Origin of the sequence: Streptomyces sp. NPDC059009 (genome assembly GCF_042740175.1) — a bacterium.
GTDB lineage: Bacteria > Actinomycetota > Actinomycetes > Streptomycetales > Streptomycetaceae > Streptomyces.
Genome location: NZ_JBHYJB010000004.1, coordinates 249,704 through 270,259, shown reverse-complemented (window position 1 = coordinate 270,259; position 20,556 = coordinate 249,704). Strand labels below are relative to the sequence as shown.

Sequence of the window (20,556 nt, the reverse complement as noted above, 5' to 3'; positions counted from 1 at the left end):
CTCCCTCCCGGGGCGCCCCTTCAGCTCTGCGGCTGGGGCGCCGCGAGCCCGCGCAGCCGCTCCGTCGTCTCACCCGCCTCCCTCATGATCCGCCCGATCAGCTCCGCGCACGACGGTACGTCCTCCAGGAGGCCCGCGACCTGGCCCGACGCCATCACTCCCAGGTCCGGACGGCCGTCCACCATCGCGGACTTGAGCATCATCGGGGTGTTCGCCGCCAGCAGGACCTGGCTCCAGGTGAGGTCCTTGCCGTGCTTCATGGCGAGGCCGTCGCGGGCCATGCGGAGCCAGCTGAGGCCCGAGATCCGGCGGAACGCCGCCGCGTGGCGGACCGCGCGGGCCAGCGACGCCGCCCGCCCCGACTTCTCCAGGGACGCGACGAGTTCGGTGCGCAGCATGCGGTGCGGGAGGCCGTCCACGCGCGTGGTGACCGTGATGTCCTTGACCGTCGCCGCCAGGTAGCGGGCCTTCACCGGGTCCGGGACCGTGGAGTCCGAGGTCAGCAGGAAGCGGGTGCCCATCGCGACGCCCGCCGCTCCGTAGGCGAGCGCCGCGACCAGGCCCCGGCCGTCGTAGAAGCCGCCCGCCGCGATCACCGGGATGTCGACGGCGTCCACGACCTGCGGCAGCAGCACCGTCGTCGCCACCTCGCCCGTGTGGCCGCCGCCCTCGCCGCCCTGCACGACGACGGCGTCCGCGCCCCACGCCGCGACCTTCTCGGCATGGCGCCGCGCGCCGATCGAGGGGATCACGACGACCCCCGCGTCCTTGAGCTCGGCGATCAGCTCCTTCGACGGCGCGAGCGCGAACGACGCGACCCGCACCCCCTCCTTGATGATCACCCGGACCCGGTCCCGGGCGTCCCCGGCGTCCGCCCGCAGATTGACGCCGAACGGCGCGTCCGTACGGGACTTGACCTCACGTACCGCCGAGCGCAGCTGGTCGAGCGTCATCGTCGCCGACGCGAGGATGCCGAGCGCACCCGCCTCGGCCGTCGCGGAGACCAGGCGGGGGCCAGCGACCCAGCCCATGCCGGTCTGCACGATCGGGTGCCGCACCCCGACGAGCCTGGTGAGCGCCGTCTCGATGCTCGGCCCGGCGCTCGGCCCGGTGCCTGGCTCAGTGTCCGGCGCCGGTGGTGTCATGACCGCACCTCGCGGTCGCGCAGGCCGCGCGGGTCCACCACCTCGCGGATCAGACGCAGCTCCTCGGCGGTGGGCTCGCGCGTGGCCGGGACCTCGCCGTCCGGGGCGACGAGCGCGAAGCCCGTGGCCTCCCGCACCTGGTCGAGCGGCACGCCGGGATGCAGGGACACCACACGCATCGCGTGGTCCGGCGTCGCGAAGTCGAAGACGCCGAGGTCCGAGACGACCCGGCGCAGATCGTGGAAGCGGGTCGCCGAAGGACCTGCGGCGGCCGCGCTGTCGTAGCCGACCCCGCTGATCATGTCGACCTTCTCGACGAAGACCCGCGTCGAATGCCGCGGGATCCAGTAACTCACCGGATTGTTGAGGGTGTTGACGGGTGCCCCGCGCACACCGAGCAGCTGCCGCTTGGGGCGCCGCCAGTCGCCGATGCACGAGATGTTCTGGTTGCCGAAGCGGTCGATCTGGCTCGCGCCCATCATCACGTGCCGCCGCCCGCCCATCACCATCGTCAGATGACGGCGGTACGGGAGCCAGCCCTCCGTCACCCCCGAGGGCGCCCCGACGGCCGGCACGTCCCCGATGAGCATCGCCTCGCCGTCCGTCAGAAGGAGGTCGGGCGCGAAGGTGAGCCGGGCGAGCCGGGCGCCGATCGAGGGGACCGTGCCCATGGGCGAGGCCAGGACCTCGCCGTTGTCCCGCCACGCCTCGGCGCAGGCGATCACGCAGTACTCGGCGCGCGTCACCGCGGGGGAGGCGGGGGAGGGAGTGCCGGAGGGGGTGGTGGCGGGAGTGGTCATGAGTGGTCCTCCTTCTGCCAGGTCTGGACGGCCAGTTGGTAGTCCCGCTCGGTGCCGCCGAGGAAGCGGTCGTGGAAGGCCGCCCACGCCTCCGGGTCGGCCGCCGCGGTGGCGTACGCCTTCTGGAAGGGCTCGTCACGGCCGTAGTCCGGGACGCAGGAGGTGAAGTGGGCGCCCCCCGGCGTCTCGGTCACCCCCGTCACCGCGTGCCGGGACACCAGCATCGTCTGGGGCGCCGCGGCCGGTTCGTCGGACCAGGACTCGACGAGGCGCTCACAGGAGACATACGCGGCGCTCGCGGCCTCGCAGAACAGGTCGTCGAAGTAGGGGTCGGGGCCCAGATACTGCCCGTTGCCCCGGCGGTCGGCGCGGTTGAGGTGGACCAGGGCGGCGTCCATGCGCAGGGCGGGCACGGCCAGCAGCTCCTCCCCGTCCTCGTACGGCGAAGTGACCGTGCGCAGCTGAGGGTTGACCCGCAGGACGTCCGAGCCGAGGCCCGCGCGGATCGGCAGGAACGGCAGCCGCTGCGCGCCCGCGGTGAGGCCCTGCATGAACATCGCCTCGTCCAGCTCGACCAGCTCGAAGGCGCCCCGCTCGCGCGCCGCCCTGAAGTGCGGCTCCAGGGGGATCGAGTCGAGCGTGGTGAAGGCCGTGACGAGCTTGCGGATCTTTCCGGCGGCGCTGAGCAGGCCCACGTCCGGGCCGCCGTACGACACCACGGTGAGGTCGGTGACGTCCGAGCGGAGCAGGGCGCGGACCAGGGCCATCGGCTTGCGGCGTGCGCCCCAGCCGCCGATGCCGAGCGTCATGCCGCTCTCCAGGCGCCCGACGATCTCCTCGGGCGACATCGTCTTGTCGGTGGTCATTTCTCCTCCGCCTCCTTGCCGAAGCCGTCACGGATGCGGTCCGCGAGGCCGCTCAGATTGGCCTCGAAGGTGAAGCCCTGCTCGAAGCGGTAGCTGCGGTGCACGTCCACCGGGTCGATGCCGTTGATCGCGGCCTTCGCGAAGCGCAGCAGCGTCCCGTCCTTGCGGGCTATCTCGCGGGCCAACTCCAGTGCCGCCGCGCGCAGTTCGGCGCGCGGCACGACGCGCCACACCGATCCGTGCTGGTGCAGCTCGACGGCGGTCGCGGTGCGCGACGTGTAGTACAGGGCGCGCATCAGGTGCTGCGGGACGAGGCGCGCGAGGTGTGTCGCGGCGCCCAGGGCGCCCCGGTCCAGCTCCGGGAGGCCGAAGGTGGCGTCGTCGCTCGCCACGATCGCGTCCGCGTTCCCCGCCAGGCCGATGCCGCCGCCCAGGCAGAAGCCGTTCACGGCCGCGATGACCGGGACCTGGCACTCGTAGACCGCCGAAAACGCTTCGTAGCAGCCCCTGTTGGCGCCGATCAGGGCCTGGTGCCCGGTGTCGCGCTGCATCTCCTTGATGTCCACGCCCGCGTTGAACCCGCGCCCCTCGGCGGCCAGGACCACGCAGCGCACGTCCGGGTCGCGGCCCGCGGTGCGCACCGCGTCCGCGAGGTCGAACCACCCTTGCACGGGAAGGGCGTTGACGGGTGGGTAGTCGACGGTGACGACGGCGACGCCCTTGTCCGGGGTCGAGGTGGAGACAGACATCAGCGGATCCGCTACCTTTCAACCGAGCGCCATCAACCAAACATTTGTTAGTTGGCTTCTCGGAAAGGTAGCAGCGATGACTGACACGCAACAGGTGGTGGTTGTCACCGGCGGCACCCGCGGCGTCGGCGCCGGCATCGCCCGGCGCTTCCTCGCCGCGGGCGCACACGTCGTCGTCTGCGCCCGCAGGCCACCGGACAAGCCGGTCGAAGCGGCGGGCGCCGAGGCCGAGTTCCGCCCTCTGGACCTGCGCGACGCGGATGCGGCACACGCCTTCTTCGCACAAGTGGCCGCAGACCACGGCAGGTTGGACGCGCTCGTCAACAACGCGGGCGGCACCCCCTTCGGCCTCCTCGCCGACACCCCGCCCGCACGCCAGGCCAAGATCGTCGAACTGAACCTGCTGGCCCCGCTGTACGCCTCGCTCGCCGCCCGCGAGGTGATGCGCGCCCAGGAGGCGGGCGGCAGCATCACCATGATCGGCAGCGTCAGCGGCACCCGCCCCTCACCGGGCTCCGGCCCGTACGGCGCGGCCAAGGCGGGCCTGGCGAACCTGGCCCGCACCATGGCCGTCGAATGGGCCCCCGAGGTGCGCGTGAACACGGTCGTCCTCGGCCTGGCCCGCACGGAGAGCGCGCACCTCCACTACGGCGACGAGGAGGGCGTGGCGGCCGTCGCGAGGACGGTCCCGCTGGGCCGCCTCGCGACCCCCGAAGAGGTGGGCGACGCCTGCGTGTTCCTGGCGTCCGACGCCGCGGGCTACATCAGCGGCGCGGCCCTGCACCTGCACGGCGGCGGAGAGCGCCCCGCGTTCCTGGACGCGGCGACGGCCAACCACTGACTACAGCAAAGGAGTTCCCCCATGCCGGGCATCTGTGAAGGCCGAGTCGTGATCGTCACCGGGGCGGGCCGAGGGCTGGGGCGGGCGCACGCGCGCGCGTACGCGGCCGAGGGGGCCCGCGTCGTCGTCAACGACCTGGGAGTGGGGCCGGACGGCTCGGGGGAGTCCGGCGGCCCCGCGCACGACGTGGTGGCCGAGATCCGCGCGGCGGGCGGCGAGGCGGTGGCCCACGGCGGCGACATCGCCACGACGGAGGGCGCCGCGAGCCTGATCGGGACGGCCCTCGACACCTATGGCCGCCTGGACACCCTGGTGAACAACGCGGGATTCCTGCGCGACCGGATGCTGGTCAACCTCGACGAGGACGCGTGGGACGCCGTGATGCGCGTCCACCTGAAGGGCCACTTCCTGCCGCTGAAGCACGCGGGCGCGTACTGGAGGGCCGAGTCCAAGGCGGGCCGCACCCCGCGCGCGTGTGTGATCAACACCAGCTCCGGGGCGGGCCTGTTGGGCAGTGTCGGGCAGGGCAACTACAGCGCGGCGAAGGCCGGGATCCTGGGCCTCACGATGGTCGCGTCGGCCGAACTGGGCGCCTACGGAGTGTGCGTCAACGCCATCGCCCCCGCCGCCCGCACCCGCATGACGGAGGAGACCTTCGCCGAGACGATGGCCGCCCCCGAAGAGGGTGCCTTCGACGCGATGGCCCCCGAGAACGTGTCCCCCCTGGTCGTCTGGCTCGGCTCCGAGGCATCGGCGGGCGTCACGGGCCGCGTCTTCGAGGCGGAGGCGGGCCGCATCACGGTCATGGAGGGCTGGCGCCCGGGCCCCACGGCCGACAGGGGCGCCCGCTGGACCCCGGCGGAGGCGGGCGAGACGACGCTGAAGCTGCTGGCGGGGGCGGAGGTGCCGGGGAAGGTGTACGGGGCGCGGTAGCACCGGCCTGAGATTTCTTGCCGTTCCGCTGCCTGGCCGGGCCCAAGGAGAGAAGGCTCGTCGCCACGTGAGGGGAACGCTCGTGATCAACCTGCAGTCGGCCCGCCTGTGTCTCCTGTGTGCCTGTGAGGCCGCCCGTCAGCGTCCCTCCCACGAGGACCGTGAGAAGCATGTGCACGGGTTGCTCCACTTCTGGCATCAGACCCAGGGGGAAGCCTTCAGCTCTGCGATGGCTCGGGCCCTGGGCGCGGTGGAGAGGGTGCGGGACGCGGTGGCGGAGTCGGGGGCGGCCGATTGCCAGGAGTGCCTGCTCGTCAGTGCGGGCGGCCTCGCCGGGATCCTGCTGGACCTGGCCGAGACGCTGCGGCACTGTCCGACCTGGCCGGACCGCTCCGCCATGAGAGAAGCCCTGCGGGCCCGCAACGCCGCCATCGAGGGCGATGCGGCCCTCGTGGACACCTTCGCCGGCAGCTGGCTGGGCCTGGCCCGGCCCGTCGCATGGCGGGCGGCCGTGGAGATGGCCCTGCTGGGGGAGTGGGTGCACGTCCTCGGGGGCGGCGTGGCCGACACCCCCACCCTGGTCGGCCTGCTGAGGCAGGACGTCCAGGCCGAGCACAGGCTGCAACAGCCGCTGTGGGAACGGAGGATCGGCGGACAGCGCACCGCGCTCCTCAGCGGCGCCGTCGGCGAGGGGCTGATCCTGAGTGATCTGCTCGTCGGCGCCGCCAGTCCCGAGGACGTCGTGCTGGCGGCCGAGCTCCTCGACCCGCGGATCGTGGCGGTGCTGCGGCAGTTGAGGGCGCCGGAGGAGGTCGTGGCCCGCCTGTGGGCCTGCACCGGCGACGCCTGGGCGCACGCCGCAGCCGACGCCGGACTCCCGCCGTCCTACGGCGAGCGGGTCCGTCGAAAGCTCAAACGGCTCGGCCGGCGGCACACCGACCGATCGGCCGCGGCGGCCGTGCGGCTCGGAGAACACCCGTGCCGCTGATCGCCCTTGCGGTGATCGTGCTCCTCCTGCAGCTCGTGGTGGTCGTCGCGGTGGCGCGAGGCTGACCTCCGGTGGCGCGAGGCTGACCTCGCCCTATCCGCCGTTGATGGCCGCCCGCTCCACCCTCGCCGCCTCGATGCCCCAGCGTCCGAGCAGCTTCGCGTACGTGCCGTCCTTGATGACGCGGGCCAGTGCGGTCTTGAGGGCGTCGCGCAGGGCCGTGTCGTCCTTGCGGACCGCCATGCCGACGGGCTCGGGGGTGAACTGCTGCTGGAGTGCCTGCAGTTCACCGGCCGAGCTCGTCGTGGAGGCCAGTTGGGAGGCGGCCAAGTAGTCGCAGAGGAAGGCGGAGACGGTGCCCGACTGGAGCATCTTCACGGCCTCGTCCGCCATCTCGCGGACCGTCACCGTCAGGGGCTTGCCGCAGGACTCCTTTGCGCTGGTGGCGACGTCCTGCCCGATGGTGCCGCGCTGCACCACGACCTTCTTGCCGCACAGGCTCGGCAGGGTGGAGATCTTCTCGGGGTTGCCCTTCATGACGAGGATCCCGACACCCGCGTTGAGGTAGTCGACGAAGTCGACTCCCGGACCGGTCTTCTTGCCGCTGGACATGCCCCGCCGACGCTCTTCCGTGTCGGCCATCGCCGACAGGACCACGTCGAACCTGCGCGCGTTGAGGGAGGGGATGAGGGAGTCGAAGGCGGACGTGGCGAACTCGAAGCGCACGCCCAGGTGCTTGCCGAGGGCGTTCGCGAGGTCGACGTCGAAGCCGGTGACCTTGCCGTTCGTGTCGGTGAACTCCATGGGGGCGTACGAGATGTCGGAGCCCACCGCGATGCGCTTCTTCTCGCGGATGTGCTCCGGGAGGTTCGCGAAGAGCGCCCCGGAGCCGCCGGAGCCCTTGCCGTTGCCCGCAGGCGTCCTGGGCTTGCCCTTCGGGTCGTCGTCGGGGCTCAGGGCCCAGGCCAGCGCGCCGCCCCCGCCGACGACTCCCGTCAGGGACAGGGCTGTCAGCGCGCGACGGCGGGAGAGGCCGCGCGGGGCGGGGCGTGGCGGCGAGGGGGCTGCGGACGGGGTGGTCGGGAACGGGTGGGCGAAGGGCGGTGGTTGAACGAGCGGGGGCGGAGCCGCTGCGGCCGTCTGCGTCTTGTCGACCGGGGCCGGGCCCGGGGCCGGGGCTGGGGCCGGGGGTGAGTACGGAGCAGCGGGGCGGCCCGGCGACGGGGGCGGTTCCTTGTGCGCGGTCGTGGGTGGGGGAGCGGGTGGAGCGGTCGGTGCGCCGGGGGCCGTTGCGGCGTGTTCCGAGCCGAGGATCGTCGCCGAGAGCCTCAGGAGGCGGTTCGTCACCGCCGCCGGGAGCCAGCCGTCGTACGGGCCCGCGGGGCCGAGCGCGGCCAGGATGCGGGGCACCGAGGGGCGGTCGGCCGGGTTCTTCGCCAGGCACTCGGACGTGAACGTGCGCATGGAGAAGGGGAGTCGGTCCAGGCGCGGCTCCTCGTGGACGGTGCGGTACAGGAGGATCTGGGGGTCCGCCGCGCCGTACGGGCCCCCGCCCGTCGCCGCGTAGAAGAGCACGCCGCCGAGTGCGAAGACGTCCGCCGCGCCCGTGACCGCCGGGCCCACCGCGCTGACCTGCTCCGGTGCCATGTAGCCCGGGGTGCCGAGCGCCGCACCGGTCTGGGTGAGCGCCGTGTGCACGGCCGAGTGGGCGATGCCGAAGTCGATGACGCGCGGGCCGTCGGCGGTCAGCAGGACGTTCGACGGCTTCAGGTCGCGGTGGACCAGGCCCTGGGCGTGGATGGCGGTCAGCGCCTCGGCGAGGCCCGTCGCGAGGAGCCGCAACGACGGCTCCGGGAGCGGCCCTTCGCTGCTGACCGCGTCGGTGAGGGAGATGCCGGGGACGTAGTCGGTCGCCATCCATGGGGCCGGTCCGTGCGGTTCCGCGTCCACGACCGGGGCCACGAAGGGCCCGCCCACCTGGCGTGCGGCGGCCACCTCGCGGGCGAACCGGGCGCGGAAGTGCGGGTCGTCGGCCAGCTCGCGGTGCGCGGTCTTCACGGCGACGGTCCGCCCGCCCGCCGTACGGCCGAGGTAGACGCGTCCCATGCCGCCGCCGCCCAGCACCCCGATGATCTGGAACGGGCCGATCTGTCGCGGATCATCCGCCGCCAGCGGTCGCACCGACACCCCCTGTCGTGTGGGCCACCTCGTCGGCCCGGCTGGAGTGCAGTATCACGCATGGCGGGAAGCGGGGCGGCAGCGGGCAGCATGGCGGGAAGCGGGGTGGCAGCGGGCAGTGGGCAGCGCGCCGGGGGGGGGCGGAGGGCCGAGGGTGAGGGGGCGGGCGGGGTCGTCAGGGGCGTACCGCCACCGCGTCCACCTCGAACAGCATCCCCGGCAGCGCCAGCGAGGCCACGCCGCTCAGGGTCTGGGCCGGGAGACGGTCGCCGAAGCGCCCGTGCAGGGCCTTGCCGAGCGCCACCAGCTTGTCGTGGTCGTGCGCCACGATGAACGTGCCGAGGCGGACCACGTGTTCGTAGCCGAGGCCCACCCCCTCCAGTGCCGACCGCAGTCGGTCCAGGGCCAGTTCCACCTGGGCGGCGAAGTCGCCGGGGACGGGGGCGCCGTCGGCGTCGGAGGCGTACTGGCCGCCGATGAAGACGAGTTCGCCGGGTGCCGACACCGCGTGGCTGTAGCCGAAGGGCGTCGGGTCGTGAAGGGTCCGCGGGTTGGTGATCGTGCGCTGGTCCGTCGTCATGATCCCTCAACTCCCCGCTCAACCTTGATCATTCCCCCCTGCTACTCTCTGCCCTCTCATGCCTCTAATAGAGGCGACTCGAAGCGTGGTCAAGGGGAAGGGGTCGGTCATGCGCTACACCGAGGAGTGGGTGACGGCACGCGCGTGTGCCGCGTATGAGGGCGGATGCGCGGACTTCGAAGTGGACGCCTCGCGCACGGCGCTCCTTGTCGTCGACATGCAGGACGAGTTCGTCCGGCCCGGCTGGAGCCCCTTCTGGGTGCCGGGCGCGACGCGCATGGTGCCTCGGCTGCGGCGGCTCGTCGACGACTGCCGGGCGGCGGGCGTCCCCGTCATCTGGACCGTCTTCGACGACACCCACCTCGGGCTCGACCGCCCGCACGCGCTGCGCCACCTCCCGCACGGGGATGCGGAGTGGCGCCGCCCTGAAGCCGCCGCGGTCTGGGGCGAGCTGGGGCACCGGCCCGACGAGGTGCTCATCCGCAAGCCGTCCTACGGCGCCTTCTACGACACCCCGCTGGACACCATGCTGCGCAACCTGCGCCGCGACACCGTCGTCGTCACCGGCACGCTCACCAACTACTGCTGCGGCACCACGGCCCGCCAGGCGTACGAGCGCGGCTACCACGTCGTGGTCGGCTCCGACGTCACCGCCACCGACGACGAGTCCCGCCAGGAGCCCGAACTCGCCGTCCTGCGCAAGGGGTTCGCGCGCGTCGCGACGGCCGACGAGATCGCCTCCTGGATCAGCGCGTGCTCGTGAAGTGGGCGCGCAGCGCCGCCGTCACCGCCTCGGGGTGTTCCGCCGGGGCCAGGTGTGCCGCGTCCGGGATGCGGGTGAGGCGGGCGCGGGGGATCCCGGCGGCGAGCTCGCGCGCGTGGGCGGGTGGCGTCGCGGGGTCCTGGTCGCCCCCGACGACGAGCGTCGGCGCGGTGATCGTCGGCAGCGACTCCCTGATGTCGTACGCGGCCAGGGCGTCGCAGCACGCCGCGTAGGCCCCGGGGTCGGCGGAGCGGGCGTCGGCCACCAGGCGCTCCACGCGCGCGGGTTGCTCCTGGGGGAAGCCGGGTGTGAACCAGCGCGCGGGTGCCGAGTCCGCGAGGGCGTCCAGGCCCTCGGCGCGTACGGTCGCGGCACGGTCCCGCCAGGGCGCCTCGCCGCCGAAGTGCGCCGACGAGCACAGCACCGCGAGCCGGGTGACGCGCTTGGGGTGGTGGACGGCCAGGTGCAGGCCCACGGCGCCGCCCAGCGAGACCCCCGCGTACGCGAAGCGGTCCAGGCCCAGGTCGTCGGCGAGCGCGAGGACCAGGGCGGCGAGGTCGGCGACCGTCGCCCCGGCGGTGATCAGGTCCGCCCTCGACCCGCCGTGGCCGGGGAGGTCCCAGCACACCACCCGGTGGGCGGTGGCCAGTTGGGGTGCGACGGCGTCCCAGAGGGCCGTGGAGGTGCCCAGCGACGGGCCGAGGAGGAGGGGCGGGGCCGTGGCCGGGCCCTGGGTGCGGTGGTGGGGCAGCACGGTCAACGTCGCTCCAGGGCGCGGTCGGTGAGCGCTCCCGCCGCGCCGGTGTAGTGGGTGGGGTCGGTGAGTGCGGCGAGGTCCAGGTGCGCGAGGTCCTCGTGCGCGAGTTCCGTTACGCCGGCGAGCGCCTCCGCCAGCGGCGTGCCTTCGGCGCGCACCCTGCGCGCGGCCGTGGCCACCACGTCCTTGGCCCGCGCCCGGCCGAGGAGCGGCGTGAGCTCCGCCGCCAGCCGCTCCGAGACGATCAACCCGTGGGTGATGTCCAGGTGTTGGCGCATCACGTCGGCGTGCACCTGGAGGCCCTCGGCGAGCCCGGCAGCCGCCTGTGCCGCGCCGCCGACGAGGCGCAGCAGGTCGCGCAGCGGCTCCCACTCGGCGTGCCAGGCGCCCGGCGGGCGCTCGTCCTCCGCGACGAGCGAGCCCAGGAGCGCGGCGGCCAGCAGCGGCGCCCGGCGCGCGGCCGCGGCGATGAGGGTGGCGCCGACGGGGTTCGCCTTGTGCGGCATCGCGGAGGAGCCGCCACGGGTGCCCTCGGACAGCTCCGCGATCTCCGTACGGGAGAGGGTGAGCACGTCCGCGGCCGTCTTGCCGAGGGCGCCCGCCGTGAACGCCAGAGCGGCGGCGAGGTCCGCGACGGGCGTGCGGAGCGTGTGCCAGGGCAGGGCGGGCTCGGCGAGGGGGAGTTCGCGGGCGTAGGCGGCGAGGAGGTCCGTGCCGGGTACGCCGCCGGCGGCGTACCCGGCACTTCCGGACCCCTCAAGACTCCCGGACCGCTCACGACTCCCGTGCACCTCGAGACTCCCGTGAGCCTTACGACTCCTGTGTGCCTCGAAAGTCCCGTACGCCTCGAAGGCCGCCAACGTCCCCGCTGCGCCGCCCAGTTGTACCGGCAGTGCGTCCCGCACCGACGTCAGCCGGTCCCGGGCGTCCAGGACCAGGGAGCGCCAGCCCGCCGCCTTCAGCCCGAAGGTGGTGGGCACCGCGTGCTGCGTGAGCGTGCGGCCGGGCATCGGGGTGTCCCGGTGGCGGGCGGCGAGCCGGGCCAGGGCGTGTTCCGTGCGGGCCAGATCCGTGAGGACCGGGCCGAGGACGCGGCGCGCGACGAGCATCAGGGCCGTGTCGACGATGTCCTGGCTCGTCGCTCCCCGGTGCACATACGGGGCCGCGTGGGCCGGGACGGCCGCCGTGAGGTCGGCGACCAGCGGGATCACCGGGTTGCCGCCGTCCCGCGCGCGGAGCGCGAGGTCGCGGGTGTCGAAGCGGGCGGCGTCGGCCGCCTCGGTGACCGCCCGTGCGGCCTGCACGGGGGCGGTCCCGACCGCCGCCTGGGCGCGCGTCAGGGCCGCCTCCGCGTCCAACAGGGCCTGGAGGAAGGCGGGATCGGCCGTCGCGGCGTCGGCCGCGGAACCCGCCCAGACGGGGCCGAGGAGCCCGCCGCTCATAGGAGCCTCACTGTTCACGGGAACCCCACCATTCCCTGGAACTTCAGCGCTCACGGGAACCTCAGCGCTCACGGGAACTCCAGGAAGACCGTCTCGCCCGCACCCTGGAGGCGGATGTCGAAGCGGTACGAGCGCAGCGGCTCCGGGCGGGCGACGAGCGTCGCGCGCCGCTCCGGGGCGAGGGAGGCCAGCAGCGCGTCTCCCGGTTCGTCCACCAGGTACGTGCGCGTGTACAGGTGATGCAGCAGCCCGCGCGCGAAGACGGCCACCGCGATGTACGAGCAGCCGCCCGGGGGCAGCGTGCGCACCGCCCAGTGTCCGTCCGCGTCCGTGGGCACCCGCCCGAAGCCGGTGAACGCGACGCCGTCCCGGCCGACGACCCGCCCCGTGACGGGGTCGTGCCGCAGCGAGCCGGGCGCCCCCGCGCGCGAGCCGTCGGGGCCCGGCTGCCAGGTCTCTATGAGCGCGTCCGGTACGGGAGTTCCGGCGCCGTCGTACACGTACCCGTGCAGGGTGATGGTGTCCGGGTGGCCGGCCGGGGCGACCTCGCCGCCGCGCGGGAAGGGCAGCGCGTACCCGTAGAAGGGGCCGACGGTCTGGGAGGGAGTGGGGGCGTACGGCATCGCGGGTGCCATCAGTGGTGCTCGCCTTCCTCGAAGAGGGTCGCGGACGGGCCGTCGAGGACGATGTCCCAGCGGTAGCCGAGCGACCACTCCGGGACGGACAGGTCGTGGTCGTAGGCGGCGACGAGGCGCTCGCGCGCGGAGGTGTCGGTGACGGAGCGCAGCACCGGGTCGTACGGGAAGAGCGGGTCCCCGGGGAAGTACATCTGCGTGACGAGGCGCTGCGTGAACGCCGAGCCGAAGAGTGAGAAGTGGATGTGCGCGGGCCGCCAGGCGTTGACGTGGTTGCGCCACGGGTAGGCGCCCGGCTTGATCGTGGTGAAGGCGTAGTGGCCCTCGTCATCGGTGAGGCAGCGGCCGAACCCGGTGAAGTTCGGGTCGAGGGGCGCGGGGTGCTGGTCGAGCTGGTGGGCGTACCGGCCGGAGGCGTTGGCCTGCCACAGCTCCACCAACTGGCCGCGCACCGGCCGCCCTTGGCGGTCCAGGACCCGCCCGGACACGGTGATGCGCTCCCCGAGGGGCTCGCCCGGGTGCCGGCGGGTCAGGTCCCGGTCCAGGGCGGTGACGTCCGTGACCCCGAAGGCGGGTCCCGTCAGCTCCACCGCCTCCGGGTCCCGCAGCGGGACGAGGGGCTGGTGGGGGTGGCGCAAGTGGCTGCTGCGGTACGGCGGGTAGTCGCGCGGCGGGTGCGCGCGTCCGGGCGGGGCGGTGGCCTCCACCTTGGCCACCTCGTCGTCGATCGCCTGCTGACCCAGGCCCTCGGGCAGGGGAGTGGTGCGAACGGTCATGGCTGGGGGCTCCCTTCGTAGACGGAGGATGAGTGGCGGGCTTCCTCGGAGGTGGCATCCCGGGAGCCGCCCTCTTCGGAGACGCCACCTGCGAAACCGCCCTCTTCGGAGGCGCCGCCCCCGAGCACGCCCTCTACGGAGGCGCCGCTCCCCGAATCGCCCTCTACGGAGACCCGCACCCGCGCCGCCGTCCTCCCGACGACCTCCTCCACGCTCACCCCCGGCGCACACTCCACGAGCACCAGCCCCTCGCCCGCCACCACGTCCAGGACGCCGAGGTCGGTGATGACCCGGTCCACGCACGCGCGCCCGGTCAGCGGCAGGTCGCACTCCTCGACCAGCTTCAGAGAGCCGTCCTTCGCGGTGTGCGTCATCGTCACGATGACCGTGCGGGCCCCGTGCACCAGGTCCATCGCGCCGCCGATCCCGGTGACGAGCTTTCCCGGTACGGCCCAGTTGGCGAGGTCCCCGCGCGCGGAGACCTGCATCGCGCCGAGCACGGCGACGTCGATGTGGCCGCCGCGGATCATCCCGAAGGAGAGCGCCGAGTCGAAGCAGGAGGCGCCGGGCAGGGCCGTGACGGTCTCCTTGCTCGCGTTGATCAGGTCGGGGTCCACCTCGTCCTCGGTGGGGTAGGGGCCCACGCCGAGGATGCCGTTCTCCGACTCCAGGACCACCTCGACGCCCGGGGGCAGGTGGTTGGGGATGAGGGTGGGCAGGCCGATGCCCAGGTTCACGTACTGCCCGTCGCGCAGCTCCCGCGCGGCGCGCGCGGCCATTTCCTCGCGGGTCCAGGCCATCAGGCCCTCACCGTCCTCTCCGTCGTGGGCGCCGCAGCTGTCCCGGCCGAGGGCACCGCAGTCGTCCCGGCGGCGGGCGCCCCCGAAACCGTCCGCCGCTCGATCCGCTTGTCCGCCGCCTGCTCGGGCGTCAGCGCCAGCACCCGCTGCACGAAGATCCCCGGCAGATGCACCTCGTCCGGGTCGAGGACGCCGGGCTCGACCAGCTCCTCCACCTCCGCGAGGGTGACCCGGCCCGCCATCGCCGCAAGGGGGTTGAAGTTGCGGCTCGACCTGGCGAAGACGAGGTTGCCGTGCCGGTCGCCCCGCGCCGCCCGCACCAGGGCGAAGTCGGTGCGGATGCCGCGCTCGAGCACGTACTCCGTGCCGTCGAACTCCCGCACCTCCTTGGGCGGTGAGGCGAGCGCGACCTCGCCCTGGCCGTCGTACCGCCAGGGCAGGCCGCCCTCGGCGACCTGTGTGCCGACCCCGGCCGGGGTGTAGAACGCGGGGATCCCGCAGCCCCCGGCCCGCAGCCGCTCCGCGAGCGTGCCCTGCGGGATCAGCTCGACCTCCAGCTCCCCCGCCAGGTACTGGCGGGCGAACTCCTTGTTGGCGCCGATGTACGAGCCGGTCACGCGCGCGATGCGGCCCGCGGACAGGAGCACCGCGAGACCCGCGTCCATGGCCCCGCAGTTGTTCGACACCACACCGAGGCCGCCGACGCCGCGCGCGTGGAGCGCCGCGATCAGTACGTCGGGGACGCCGCTGAGGCCGAACCCGCCGACCGCGAGCGTGGCTCCCTCGCCGATGTCGGCCACCGCCTCCGCGGCCGTGGACACCACCTTGTCCATCCGTGCAGCACCTCGATAAGTAGTCAGTGCACTGACGATCTGATTGAACTGTTCAGCACGCTGTCACTTGATGGTTGAGCCGTCAAGAGGGGGTATCGTTCCGTGCACCAACGGAAAAGTCCGGGCAACATCCCGAGTGGAATCCGGGCAGCATCCCGAGCAGAAGCCGAGTCAAGGAGGGCCGTCGTGGCCGCCGCCGTGGACCTCAGCACCCACCCCGGGCACCTGGCCCGGCGACTGCAGCAGGCGCACTACCTGCTGTGGAACACGATGGTCTCCGAGGAGATCACCTCGCCGCAGTTCGCCGTCCTGAACACCCTCGTGGCCGAGCCGGGCCTCGATCAGCGCACGGTCGGCGAGCGCGTGGGCCTGGACCGCTCGACCGTCGCGGAGGTCGTCGGGCGCCTCACCCGGCGCGAGCTGCTCGACAAGGTGCGCGACCCGGACGACGGCCGGCGCTTCTCACTGCGGCTCACCGCCGAGGGCAGGCGCACCCACCGCAAGTTGACGGTGCGCACCGCCCGGATGAACCAGATCTTCCTCGCCCCGCTCTCCACCGCCGAACAGACCGTGTTCTTCGAGCTGATCCAGCGGGTGGCCGACGCGGCGGAGGGGCTGCGCGACCCCGACACCACCGCCCTCACCGGCTGAGTTCGCCCTCACCGGTCGAGTCGCCTTCACCGGAGGAGTCCGCGCCGCGTCACGCCTTCGCGAACACCACCCACACCTGCCCCTTCGCGAACGGCAGCGGCTCGCCGTCCGGCGTCGTGAAGCCGGTGCCGTCGTCCGGAGCGGGACGGTCCCAGCGGGCGTCGTAGGCGCGGCCGTCGCGCAGCACCTGGGCCCTGCCCGAGCCGACCGTCTCGGAGAAGGGGGAGTTGTTGCCCGAGCGGTCGTGGAAGCGGGACTGGCGCACCGTCACGTACTGGATGACGACGGTCGCCGGGGCGACCTCGCCGCTGTCCGTCGTGCGCGCCCGCCGCCCGTCCATCGAGACCCGCCAACGCCCTTCGTACTCCACCCAGTCGAAGGTGAAGCGGGCCGCGGGGAAGCGGACCGTGGCCCGTGTCTTCGGGGTGCCCCCGGCCGGGCGCGGGCCGAAGCGGAAGCCCGTGTCGGCGAGGCTGCCCGCGCTCGGGGCGGACTTGAGGGCGGCCGGGCGCAGGAAGAGGTTGTGCGGCGCGGGCCTGGTCGTGCCCCGGTAGTAGGCGTCGGCCGGGGCCTTGCCGGGCGACAGCGCGCGCAGGGGCGCCGACTCGATCAGGGGGTGCAGCTTCGACTGGGCGCCGGAGTAGGCGAGCGTCGGACTCCCGAACTGGCGGAGCAGCTCCAGGTCCGTCTCACGCGCGCTGCGCACCGGGCCCACGACGGGCGGCACACGCGTCGCGTACACCGCCATCAGGCGGCTGAGACCCGCCTCCACCTGCTCCGCGTACACCACGTCCGCGGCGCCGAGCCCGGTCTGGGGGCGCGCCGGGCCGACGTTGTCGATCTTCACGGCGAGCACCCGGCCGCGCTGCCCGGGGCCGGTCGGCGGCACGTCCCCGTCCGGGTGCGTGCCGCCGCTCAGCGTGCAGGCGGGTGCCAGGAAGGCGAGGGCCGCCACCGTCGCCAGAGCCGTGCTGCGAAGCCTCATGGGAAGTGGCTTACCCAGAAAGGCGGTTGGTTCAGCCCTGTCCCATGGGTGCGGCGCAGCCGTCGGCCCCGGCCCGCACGTCGGTTCAGCCCAGGTCGAGGGCGTTCGGCAGGCCCAGCTTGTAGCGGACGCGGTCGTGGCGCTTGAGGGCCTCGATCGCGGGGATCCGGTGCAGCGGCGTCACCGTGCACCGCGCCGCGTCCGAACCCACCTCATCGAGCAGGGCGTTGACCGCCTGGCGGGCCGAGGCGTTGGCGCCCTCCATGGTCGCCAGGTCGATGTCGACGGCCACGTAGTCACCCGACAGGAAGAGGTTCGGGATCTTTGTGGCGGAGGAGGGGCGGTTGTGCAGGGTGCCCACCGGGTGGATCAGGAGCTGGTCCTCGTTGGTGGGGTGCGGGGTGCCGATGCCGTCCACGCCCGGGTCCAGGAACCAGGAGTGCAGCGCGCTGTCGCGCAGCACCGTCTTGCCGGTGTCGTTGAGCGCGGCCTTCAGCTGCGCCCACACCTCCTTGGCGACCTCCTCGCGCGTGCACTGCTTGGCCGTCTTGCCGTACAGGATCCCCTTCTTGTCCCACTCGGAGATGTCCACCGACAGACAGTCCACGGCGGTGCCGTCGCCGTAGTCCTTGGGGAAGTCGCGGCCCTTCCAGTGCCGGGCCTGCGCGATGGCGGTGAGCGACCACGGCGAGTCGATGCAGTTGAAGTGGCCGTCCACGGTGTCCGGCGACTCGGTGAGATAGAACTGGATGCCGGTCATCCAGTCCGTCTCCAGCTTGTCGCAGCGCGCCAACTGCGGGTCCGCCGCCTTCAGTTCGGCGCTCCACGTCTCGCGCGCGTGTTCCACCGGCATGGCCTGCACATAGTGGTCGGCGACGACGTCCCGGCGTACGCCGTCGGGGTCCTCGATCACGGTCTTGGTGATCCGGCCCCCGCCGAAGCCCAGTTCGCGCACGGTCCAACCGATCCTGAACTCCACGCCGAGCGACGTGAGATGGGTCACCCACGGGTCGATCCACGCCTCGTTGGTGGGCAGGTTGAGGATCCGGTCGGGCGGTCCGTCCGCGCCCTGGCCGAGCAGGTTGAACACGAACGCCTCACCCAGCGTGCCCACCGTGCGGGTGCTGGCCTCCTCCGCCTTGGTCGCCACGATGTTGCGGGTGACGCCGATGGCGAGGATGCGCTGGTAGTCCTTCGACATCTTCGCCGCCTTGGTGAAGTCCCACCAAGGAGTCGACTCCCACTGGTCGTTGCGGCGCTCGTCGCAGCTGGTGAGGAAGACCAGGCCGCGATTGACGAAGTACGCGGTCTCGTGCGCCGGGAGGTTGGTGACGGTCTGGAGGAACCCGGTGAGGGCGCGGGCGATGTCGTCCGGTGTGAGGTCGGGCGGCGTGCCGTCCTTCCACGGGATCGGGGCGCGCAGGTCCTCCCGCCCGGTCCGCGCGAACATCATCTCCGGCGGCGCGACCAGGTTGTCCCAGACGCCGTGGGCGTTCCCCGGGAAGGGGATGCGGCGCATCGTGTCGGGGAGGTTGTGATAGATCCCCGGGATGAACCGGAACCCGTGCTCACCGGGCAGCGGCTTGCGGTTGCCCCTCGCGCTCTTCGGCACGTCCATGCTGCGCGCCTTGCCGCCGAGCGCCCGGCGCTCGTAGACGGTGACGGCGAAGCCGCGCTCCGCGAGCTCGTGCGCGGCCGTGAGTCCGGCCACGCCGCCGCCGAGGACGGCCACCGACTGCCGCCCGCCGCCCGCCTGTCGGGCGCTCCCCGGGGCCGCCGCCGTCGCCGGCTGCGCCCCCGCTCCCACCCCGAGTGCCGCCGCCCCGCCGACCGCGGCCGCACCCGCGACGAAGCTCCGCCGCGTGGTGCTCCCCTGCTCCGTACGACCCATGCTCCCGTCCCCTTACCCGAGGTAACTGCCGTATCAGGCGCGGAGCTTACGGTCGGCGCCGATGGGGCGGAAGGCGGACGCGATCACCGGCCAAGGGTTGGCGCGAAAGCGTCCCGTGGGGCGCGAGGTGTGCCTAGGTCGGCGGGTGAGTGTGACTGTCAGTGGTGGCAGCTAGGGTGTTTGACCGTGAAATCGAGTAAATATTCCAGATCTCCGCGCGGGGTGCTCGCGGCGCTGATGGCCCTCGTCACGGTCGCGCTCGCGCTGGTCACCGCGGGGCCTGCCGCCGCGGCCGGAGGGGACGCGGCGGAGGGTCCGCTGACAGCGCTGCCCAAGAGCGTGTACGGCAACTTCCACCTGAAGATCGACCGCACGAAGGACTACGACGCGTACGGGGCCGCGATCCGCGGCGTCGAGCAGTCCGGCGCCGTGCAGAAGGTGACGCCCGCCTCCGTCGCGCTCTCGCGGCAGCACGCCGGGCGCCCCCTGTGCCACACCACCGGCATCAACGGCACGTTCCAGTACAACGGCTTCTGCTGGGACGAGACCGACAGCACCACCAACTCCTACTCGACCAAGGGCGGTTGGCGCCCCCAGGGCCTGACCGCCTCGCATGACGCGCAGCCCGGCGGCACCGTCGACGGCCACCACCTGTACGTGGCGAGCTGGCTCTACGGCGACGCAGAGGCTCAGGACCGGTTCGGCCGGATCTCCATCCTCAACTCGACCGGAAAGGACCGGAGTTACGGCCACGTCCTGCTGGTCGAGCCGACGGGCTCCGGATCGGGTGCCGACTTCAAGCCGGTCACCAACGTCCACACGGACGGCATGGTCTGGTACGGCAACAAGCTCTTCGTGGCCAACGGCAACGAACTGCAGGTCTATGACTTCCAGAACCTGTGGAAGATGGGGGCCAGTTCCGGGCTGACCGGCATCCATGACGGCGTGTCCACCGCGCGCTGGCACCAGTGGGCCCTGCCCATGGTCGGCCGCTACCAGATCGAGCCCGGCAAGGACGCGCGCTACTGCCCCGCCGAGCCCAGCGACAGCCGGCCCTGCCTCGGCTCCCTGAGCCTGGACCGCAGCGGCGGCGTCGACCACCTCGTGTCCGGCGAGTACTACAAGGCCGACACGGGGCCCGTCGCCCGGGTGGCCCGGTGGCCGCTGAACCCGGCCACCGCCCTGCCGCGCGCGGACAACGGCGACACGGTCGGCTCGACCACCTCGACCGGTGGATTCAAGGCTCCGGTACGGCAGTTGCAGGGCGTCGCGACGGACGGCACGTACTACTACCTGTCGGCGCAGTGCCCCAACGGCTACATGGGTGACTCCGACCCGACCGACAAGCACTCCTACTCCTGCATCTACCAGGCGAAGCCCGGCCAGGTCCCCACCGTCCTGACCCGCTCGCCGAGCCTGACGCAGAATCTGTCGTACGCGCCGTCCTCCGGCCGCCTGTGGGGCATCAACGAGGACATCGGCAACAACGTCGTCTTCTCGCTCAAGCCGCGGGCCGCCGACCACAGCGTCTACCTGCGCAACTCCTACAGCGCCCTGTGCGCGGGCGGCGCCAACAAGATCGGGAACGGCGCCCCCGTCATCCAGTGGGGCTGCACCAACACCCGCGACGAGCGCTGGGTGTTCGAGAACACCAAGGACGCGAACGGGAAGACCGCCTACTTCGTACGGAACGAGTATTCGGGCAAGTGCATGGGCGTCGGCTCCCAGCTCGGCAACAGCGCCAAGGTGATCCAGTACACCTGCAACGGCGCGGTCGACGAGAAGTGGTGGTACGACGACGGCACCAAGACCCTGCGCAACGTCTACTCCGGCAAGTGCCTGGCCATCGGCTCGACGGCCACGAAGGGCACGCAGCTCATCCAGTACACCTGCAACGGAAAGCCCGACGAGAGCTGGGAGAAGGTGCCCCGCTGAGCTGACCG

Annotated in this window: 19 protein-coding genes and 1 pseudogene; 6 read left to right on the top strand and 14 right to left on the bottom strand. The window is 72.8% G+C overall.

The window, feature by feature from the left end; all coding sequences use genetic code 11:
• Positions 1 to 20 precede the first annotated feature (20 nt).
• Genes ACFWYM_RS06335 through ACFWYM_RS06320 form a run of 4 tightly spaced genes read right to left on the bottom strand, consistent with a single transcriptional unit; the run spans position 21 to position 3,560 of the window.
• A complete protein-coding gene (locus tag ACFWYM_RS06335; protein ID WP_384830845.1) occupies positions 21 to 1,088 on the bottom strand; it encodes an NAD(P)H-dependent flavin oxidoreductase in 1,068 nt (355 codons plus the stop codon).
• 53 nt (positions 1,089 to 1,141) lie between these two features.
• On the bottom strand, positions 1,142 to 1,945 hold the full coding sequence (locus ACFWYM_RS06330; RefSeq protein WP_384830770.1) for a CoA-transferase subunit beta: 804 nt from the start codon (positions 1,943 to 1,945) through the stop codon (positions 1,142 to 1,144).
• Positions 1,942 to 2,811: a CoA transferase subunit A gene (locus tag ACFWYM_RS06325; protein ID WP_384830768.1), complete on the bottom strand. Its 870-nt coding sequence runs from the start codon at positions 2,809 to 2,811 to the stop codon at positions 1,942 to 1,944. Before ACFWYM_RS06325 ends, ACFWYM_RS06330 begins: the two co-directional genes overlap by 4 nt.
• Positions 2,808 to 3,560, bottom strand: a complete 753-nt coding sequence (locus ACFWYM_RS06320) for an enoyl-CoA hydratase family protein (RefSeq protein ID WP_384830765.1) — start codon at positions 3,558 to 3,560, stop codon at positions 2,808 to 2,810. The genes ACFWYM_RS06325 and ACFWYM_RS06320 overlap by 4 nt, the downstream gene beginning before the upstream one ends.
• A gap of 76 nt (positions 3,561 to 3,636) precedes the next feature.
• Here ACFWYM_RS06320 and ACFWYM_RS06315 point away from each other — a divergent pair, with 76 nt between their 5' ends.
• The 3 genes from ACFWYM_RS06315 (at position 3,637) to ACFWYM_RS06305 (ending at position 6,322) form a co-directional block, all read left to right on the top strand.
• Positions 3,637 to 4,401, top strand: coding sequence for an SDR family oxidoreductase (locus ACFWYM_RS06315; RefSeq protein ID WP_384830762.1), 765 nt, complete (start codon positions 3,637 to 3,639; stop codon positions 4,399 to 4,401).
• A 21-nt stretch (positions 4,402 to 4,422) separates the two neighbouring features.
• Positions 4,423 to 5,334, top strand: a complete 912-nt coding sequence (locus ACFWYM_RS06310; protein WP_384830760.1) for an SDR family oxidoreductase — start codon at positions 4,423 to 4,425, stop codon at positions 5,332 to 5,334.
• Between the two features lie 229 nt (positions 5,335 to 5,563).
• Positions 5,564 to 6,322, top strand: coding sequence for a hypothetical protein (locus tag ACFWYM_RS06305; protein WP_384830757.1), 759 nt, complete (start codon positions 5,564 to 5,566; stop codon positions 6,320 to 6,322).
• A 93-nt stretch (positions 6,323 to 6,415) separates the two neighbouring features.
• Here ACFWYM_RS06305 and ACFWYM_RS06300 read toward each other — a convergent pair whose 3' ends face one another.
• Both ACFWYM_RS06300 and ACFWYM_RS06295 read right to left on the bottom strand, forming a co-directional pair.
• Positions 6,416 to 8,503 carry a bifunctional serine/threonine-protein kinase/transporter substrate-binding domain-containing protein gene (locus tag ACFWYM_RS06300; RefSeq protein WP_384830754.1) on the bottom strand — a complete coding sequence of 696 codons (2,088 nt, stop codon included), beginning with the start codon at positions 8,501 to 8,503 and terminating at the stop codon, positions 6,416 to 6,418.
• Between the two features lie 172 nt (positions 8,504 to 8,675).
• The gene (locus tag ACFWYM_RS06295) at positions 8,676 to 9,080 is read right to left on the bottom strand and encodes a RidA family protein (RefSeq protein ID WP_384830752.1); all 405 of its coding nucleotides are present in this window, start codon (positions 9,078 to 9,080) and stop codon (positions 8,676 to 8,678) included.
• A gap of 109 nt (positions 9,081 to 9,189) precedes the next feature.
• Here ACFWYM_RS06295 and ACFWYM_RS06290 point away from each other — a divergent pair, with 109 nt between their 5' ends.
• Positions 9,190 to 9,843: a cysteine hydrolase family protein gene (locus ACFWYM_RS06290; protein ID WP_384830749.1), complete on the top strand. Its 654-nt coding sequence runs from the start codon at positions 9,190 to 9,192 to the stop codon at positions 9,841 to 9,843.
• Here the strand turns inward: ACFWYM_RS06290 and pcaD are convergent.
• The 6 genes and pseudogenes from pcaD to ACFWYM_RS06260 form a co-directional block, all read right to left on the bottom strand.
• Positions 9,842 to 10,603, bottom strand: a pseudogene (pcaD, locus tag ACFWYM_RS06285) (3-oxoadipate enol-lactonase); the annotation flags it as partial. The gene ACFWYM_RS06290 and the pseudogene pcaD overlap by 2 nt on opposite strands.
• Positions 10,600 to 12,042, bottom strand: coding sequence for a lyase family protein (locus ACFWYM_RS06280; RefSeq protein ID WP_384830747.1), 1,443 nt, complete (start codon positions 12,040 to 12,042; stop codon positions 10,600 to 10,602). The gene ACFWYM_RS06280 and the pseudogene pcaD, both read right to left, overlap by 4 nt.
• 68 nt (positions 12,043 to 12,110) lie before the next feature.
• Positions 12,111 to 12,677: a protocatechuate 3,4-dioxygenase subunit alpha gene (pcaG, locus tag ACFWYM_RS06275; RefSeq protein WP_384830744.1), complete on the bottom strand. Its 567-nt coding sequence runs from the start codon at positions 12,675 to 12,677 to the stop codon at positions 12,111 to 12,113.
• Complete coding sequence (gene pcaH, locus ACFWYM_RS06270; RefSeq protein WP_384830741.1) at positions 12,677 to 13,453, bottom strand: protocatechuate 3,4-dioxygenase subunit beta; 777 nt, start codon at positions 13,451 to 13,453, stop codon at positions 12,677 to 12,679. The genes pcaG and pcaH overlap by 1 nt, the downstream gene beginning before the upstream one ends.
• Positions 13,450 to 14,253: a CoA transferase subunit B gene (locus ACFWYM_RS06265; protein WP_384830738.1), complete on the bottom strand. Its 804-nt coding sequence runs from the start codon at positions 14,251 to 14,253 to the stop codon at positions 13,450 to 13,452. The genes pcaH and ACFWYM_RS06265 overlap by 4 nt, the downstream gene beginning before the upstream one ends.
• Entirely contained in the window at positions 14,253 to 15,086 is an 834-nt protein-coding gene (locus tag ACFWYM_RS06260) for a CoA transferase subunit A (RefSeq protein WP_384830735.1), read from the bottom strand. The genes ACFWYM_RS06265 and ACFWYM_RS06260 overlap by 1 nt, the downstream gene beginning before the upstream one ends.
• A gap of 186 nt (positions 15,087 to 15,272) precedes the next feature.
• Here ACFWYM_RS06260 and ACFWYM_RS06255 point away from each other — a divergent pair, with 186 nt between their 5' ends.
• Entirely contained in the window at positions 15,273 to 15,737 is a 465-nt protein-coding gene (locus ACFWYM_RS06255) for a MarR family winged helix-turn-helix transcriptional regulator (protein WP_384830732.1), read from the top strand.
• Between the two features lie 49 nt (positions 15,738 to 15,786).
• Here ACFWYM_RS06255 and ACFWYM_RS06250 read toward each other — a convergent pair whose 3' ends face one another.
• Together ACFWYM_RS06250 and ACFWYM_RS06245 are read right to left on the bottom strand one after the other, a co-directional pair.
• Positions 15,787 to 16,722 carry a DUF3048 domain-containing protein gene (locus ACFWYM_RS06250; RefSeq protein WP_384830729.1) on the bottom strand — a complete coding sequence of 312 codons (936 nt, stop codon included), beginning with the start codon at positions 16,720 to 16,722 and terminating at the stop codon, positions 15,787 to 15,789.
• 85 nt (positions 16,723 to 16,807) lie between these two features.
• Positions 16,808 to 18,613: an FAD-dependent oxidoreductase gene (locus ACFWYM_RS06245; RefSeq protein WP_384830726.1), complete on the bottom strand. Its 1,806-nt coding sequence runs from the start codon at positions 18,611 to 18,613 to the stop codon at positions 16,808 to 16,810.
• Positions 18,614 to 18,799: 186 nt separating this feature from the next.
• Here ACFWYM_RS06245 and ACFWYM_RS06240 point away from each other — a divergent pair, with 186 nt between their 5' ends.
• Complete coding sequence (locus tag ACFWYM_RS06240; RefSeq protein ID WP_384830723.1) at positions 18,800 to 20,548, top strand: RICIN domain-containing protein; 1,749 nt, start codon at positions 18,800 to 18,802, stop codon at positions 20,546 to 20,548.
• The last annotated feature ends 8 nt before the right edge of the window (positions 20,549 to 20,556 follow it).

What these genes read in the sequence shown, in the direction of transcription:
- ACFWYM_RS06330 (WP_384830770.1), bottom strand. Translation starts at nt 1,945, where the DNA reads ATGACCACTCCCGCCACCACCCCCTCCGGCACTCCCTCCCCCGCCTCC.
- ACFWYM_RS06325 (WP_384830768.1), bottom strand. Translation starts at nt 2,811, where the DNA reads ATGACCACCGACAAGACGATGTCGCCCGAGGAGATCGTCGGGCGCCTG.
- ACFWYM_RS06320 (WP_384830765.1), bottom strand. Translation starts at nt 3,560, where the DNA reads ATGTCTGTCTCCACCTCGACCCCGGACAAGGGCGTCGCCGTCGTCACC.
- ACFWYM_RS06315 (WP_384830762.1), top strand. Translation starts at nt 3,637, where the DNA reads ATGACTGACACGCAACAGGTGGTGGTTGTCACCGGCGGCACCCGCGGC.
- ACFWYM_RS06310 (WP_384830760.1), top strand. Translation starts at nt 4,423, where the DNA reads ATGCCGGGCATCTGTGAAGGCCGAGTCGTGATCGTCACCGGGGCGGGC.
- ACFWYM_RS06305 (WP_384830757.1), top strand. Translation starts at nt 5,564, where the DNA reads ATGGCTCGGGCCCTGGGCGCGGTGGAGAGGGTGCGGGACGCGGTGGCG.
- ACFWYM_RS06295 (WP_384830752.1), bottom strand. Translation starts at nt 9,080, where the DNA reads ATGACGACGGACCAGCGCACGATCACCAACCCGCGGACCCTTCACGAC.
- ACFWYM_RS06290 (WP_384830749.1), top strand. Translation starts at nt 9,190, where the DNA reads ATGCGCTACACCGAGGAGTGGGTGACGGCACGCGCGTGTGCCGCGTAT.
- ACFWYM_RS06280 (WP_384830747.1), bottom strand. Translation starts at nt 12,042, where the DNA reads ATGAGCGGCGGGCTCCTCGGCCCCGTCTGGGCGGGTTCCGCGGCCGAC.
- pcaG (WP_384830744.1), bottom strand. Translation starts at nt 12,677, where the DNA reads ATGGCACCCGCGATGCCGTACGCCCCCACTCCCTCCCAGACCGTCGGC.
- pcaH (WP_384830741.1), bottom strand. Translation starts at nt 13,453, where the DNA reads ATGACCGTTCGCACCACTCCCCTGCCCGAGGGCCTGGGTCAGCAGGCG.
- ACFWYM_RS06265 (WP_384830738.1), bottom strand. Translation starts at nt 14,253, where the DNA reads ATGGCCTGGACCCGCGAGGAAATGGCCGCGCGCGCCGCGCGGGAGCTG.
- ACFWYM_RS06260 (WP_384830735.1), bottom strand. Translation starts at nt 15,086, where the DNA reads ATGGACAAGGTGGTGTCCACGGCCGCGGAGGCGGTGGCCGACATCGGC.
- ACFWYM_RS06250 (WP_384830729.1), bottom strand. Translation starts at nt 16,722, where the DNA reads ATGAGGCTTCGCAGCACGGCTCTGGCGACGGTGGCGGCCCTCGCCTTC.
- ACFWYM_RS06245 (WP_384830726.1), bottom strand. Translation starts at nt 18,613, where the DNA reads ATGGGTCGTACGGAGCAGGGGAGCACCACGCGGCGGAGCTTCGTCGCG.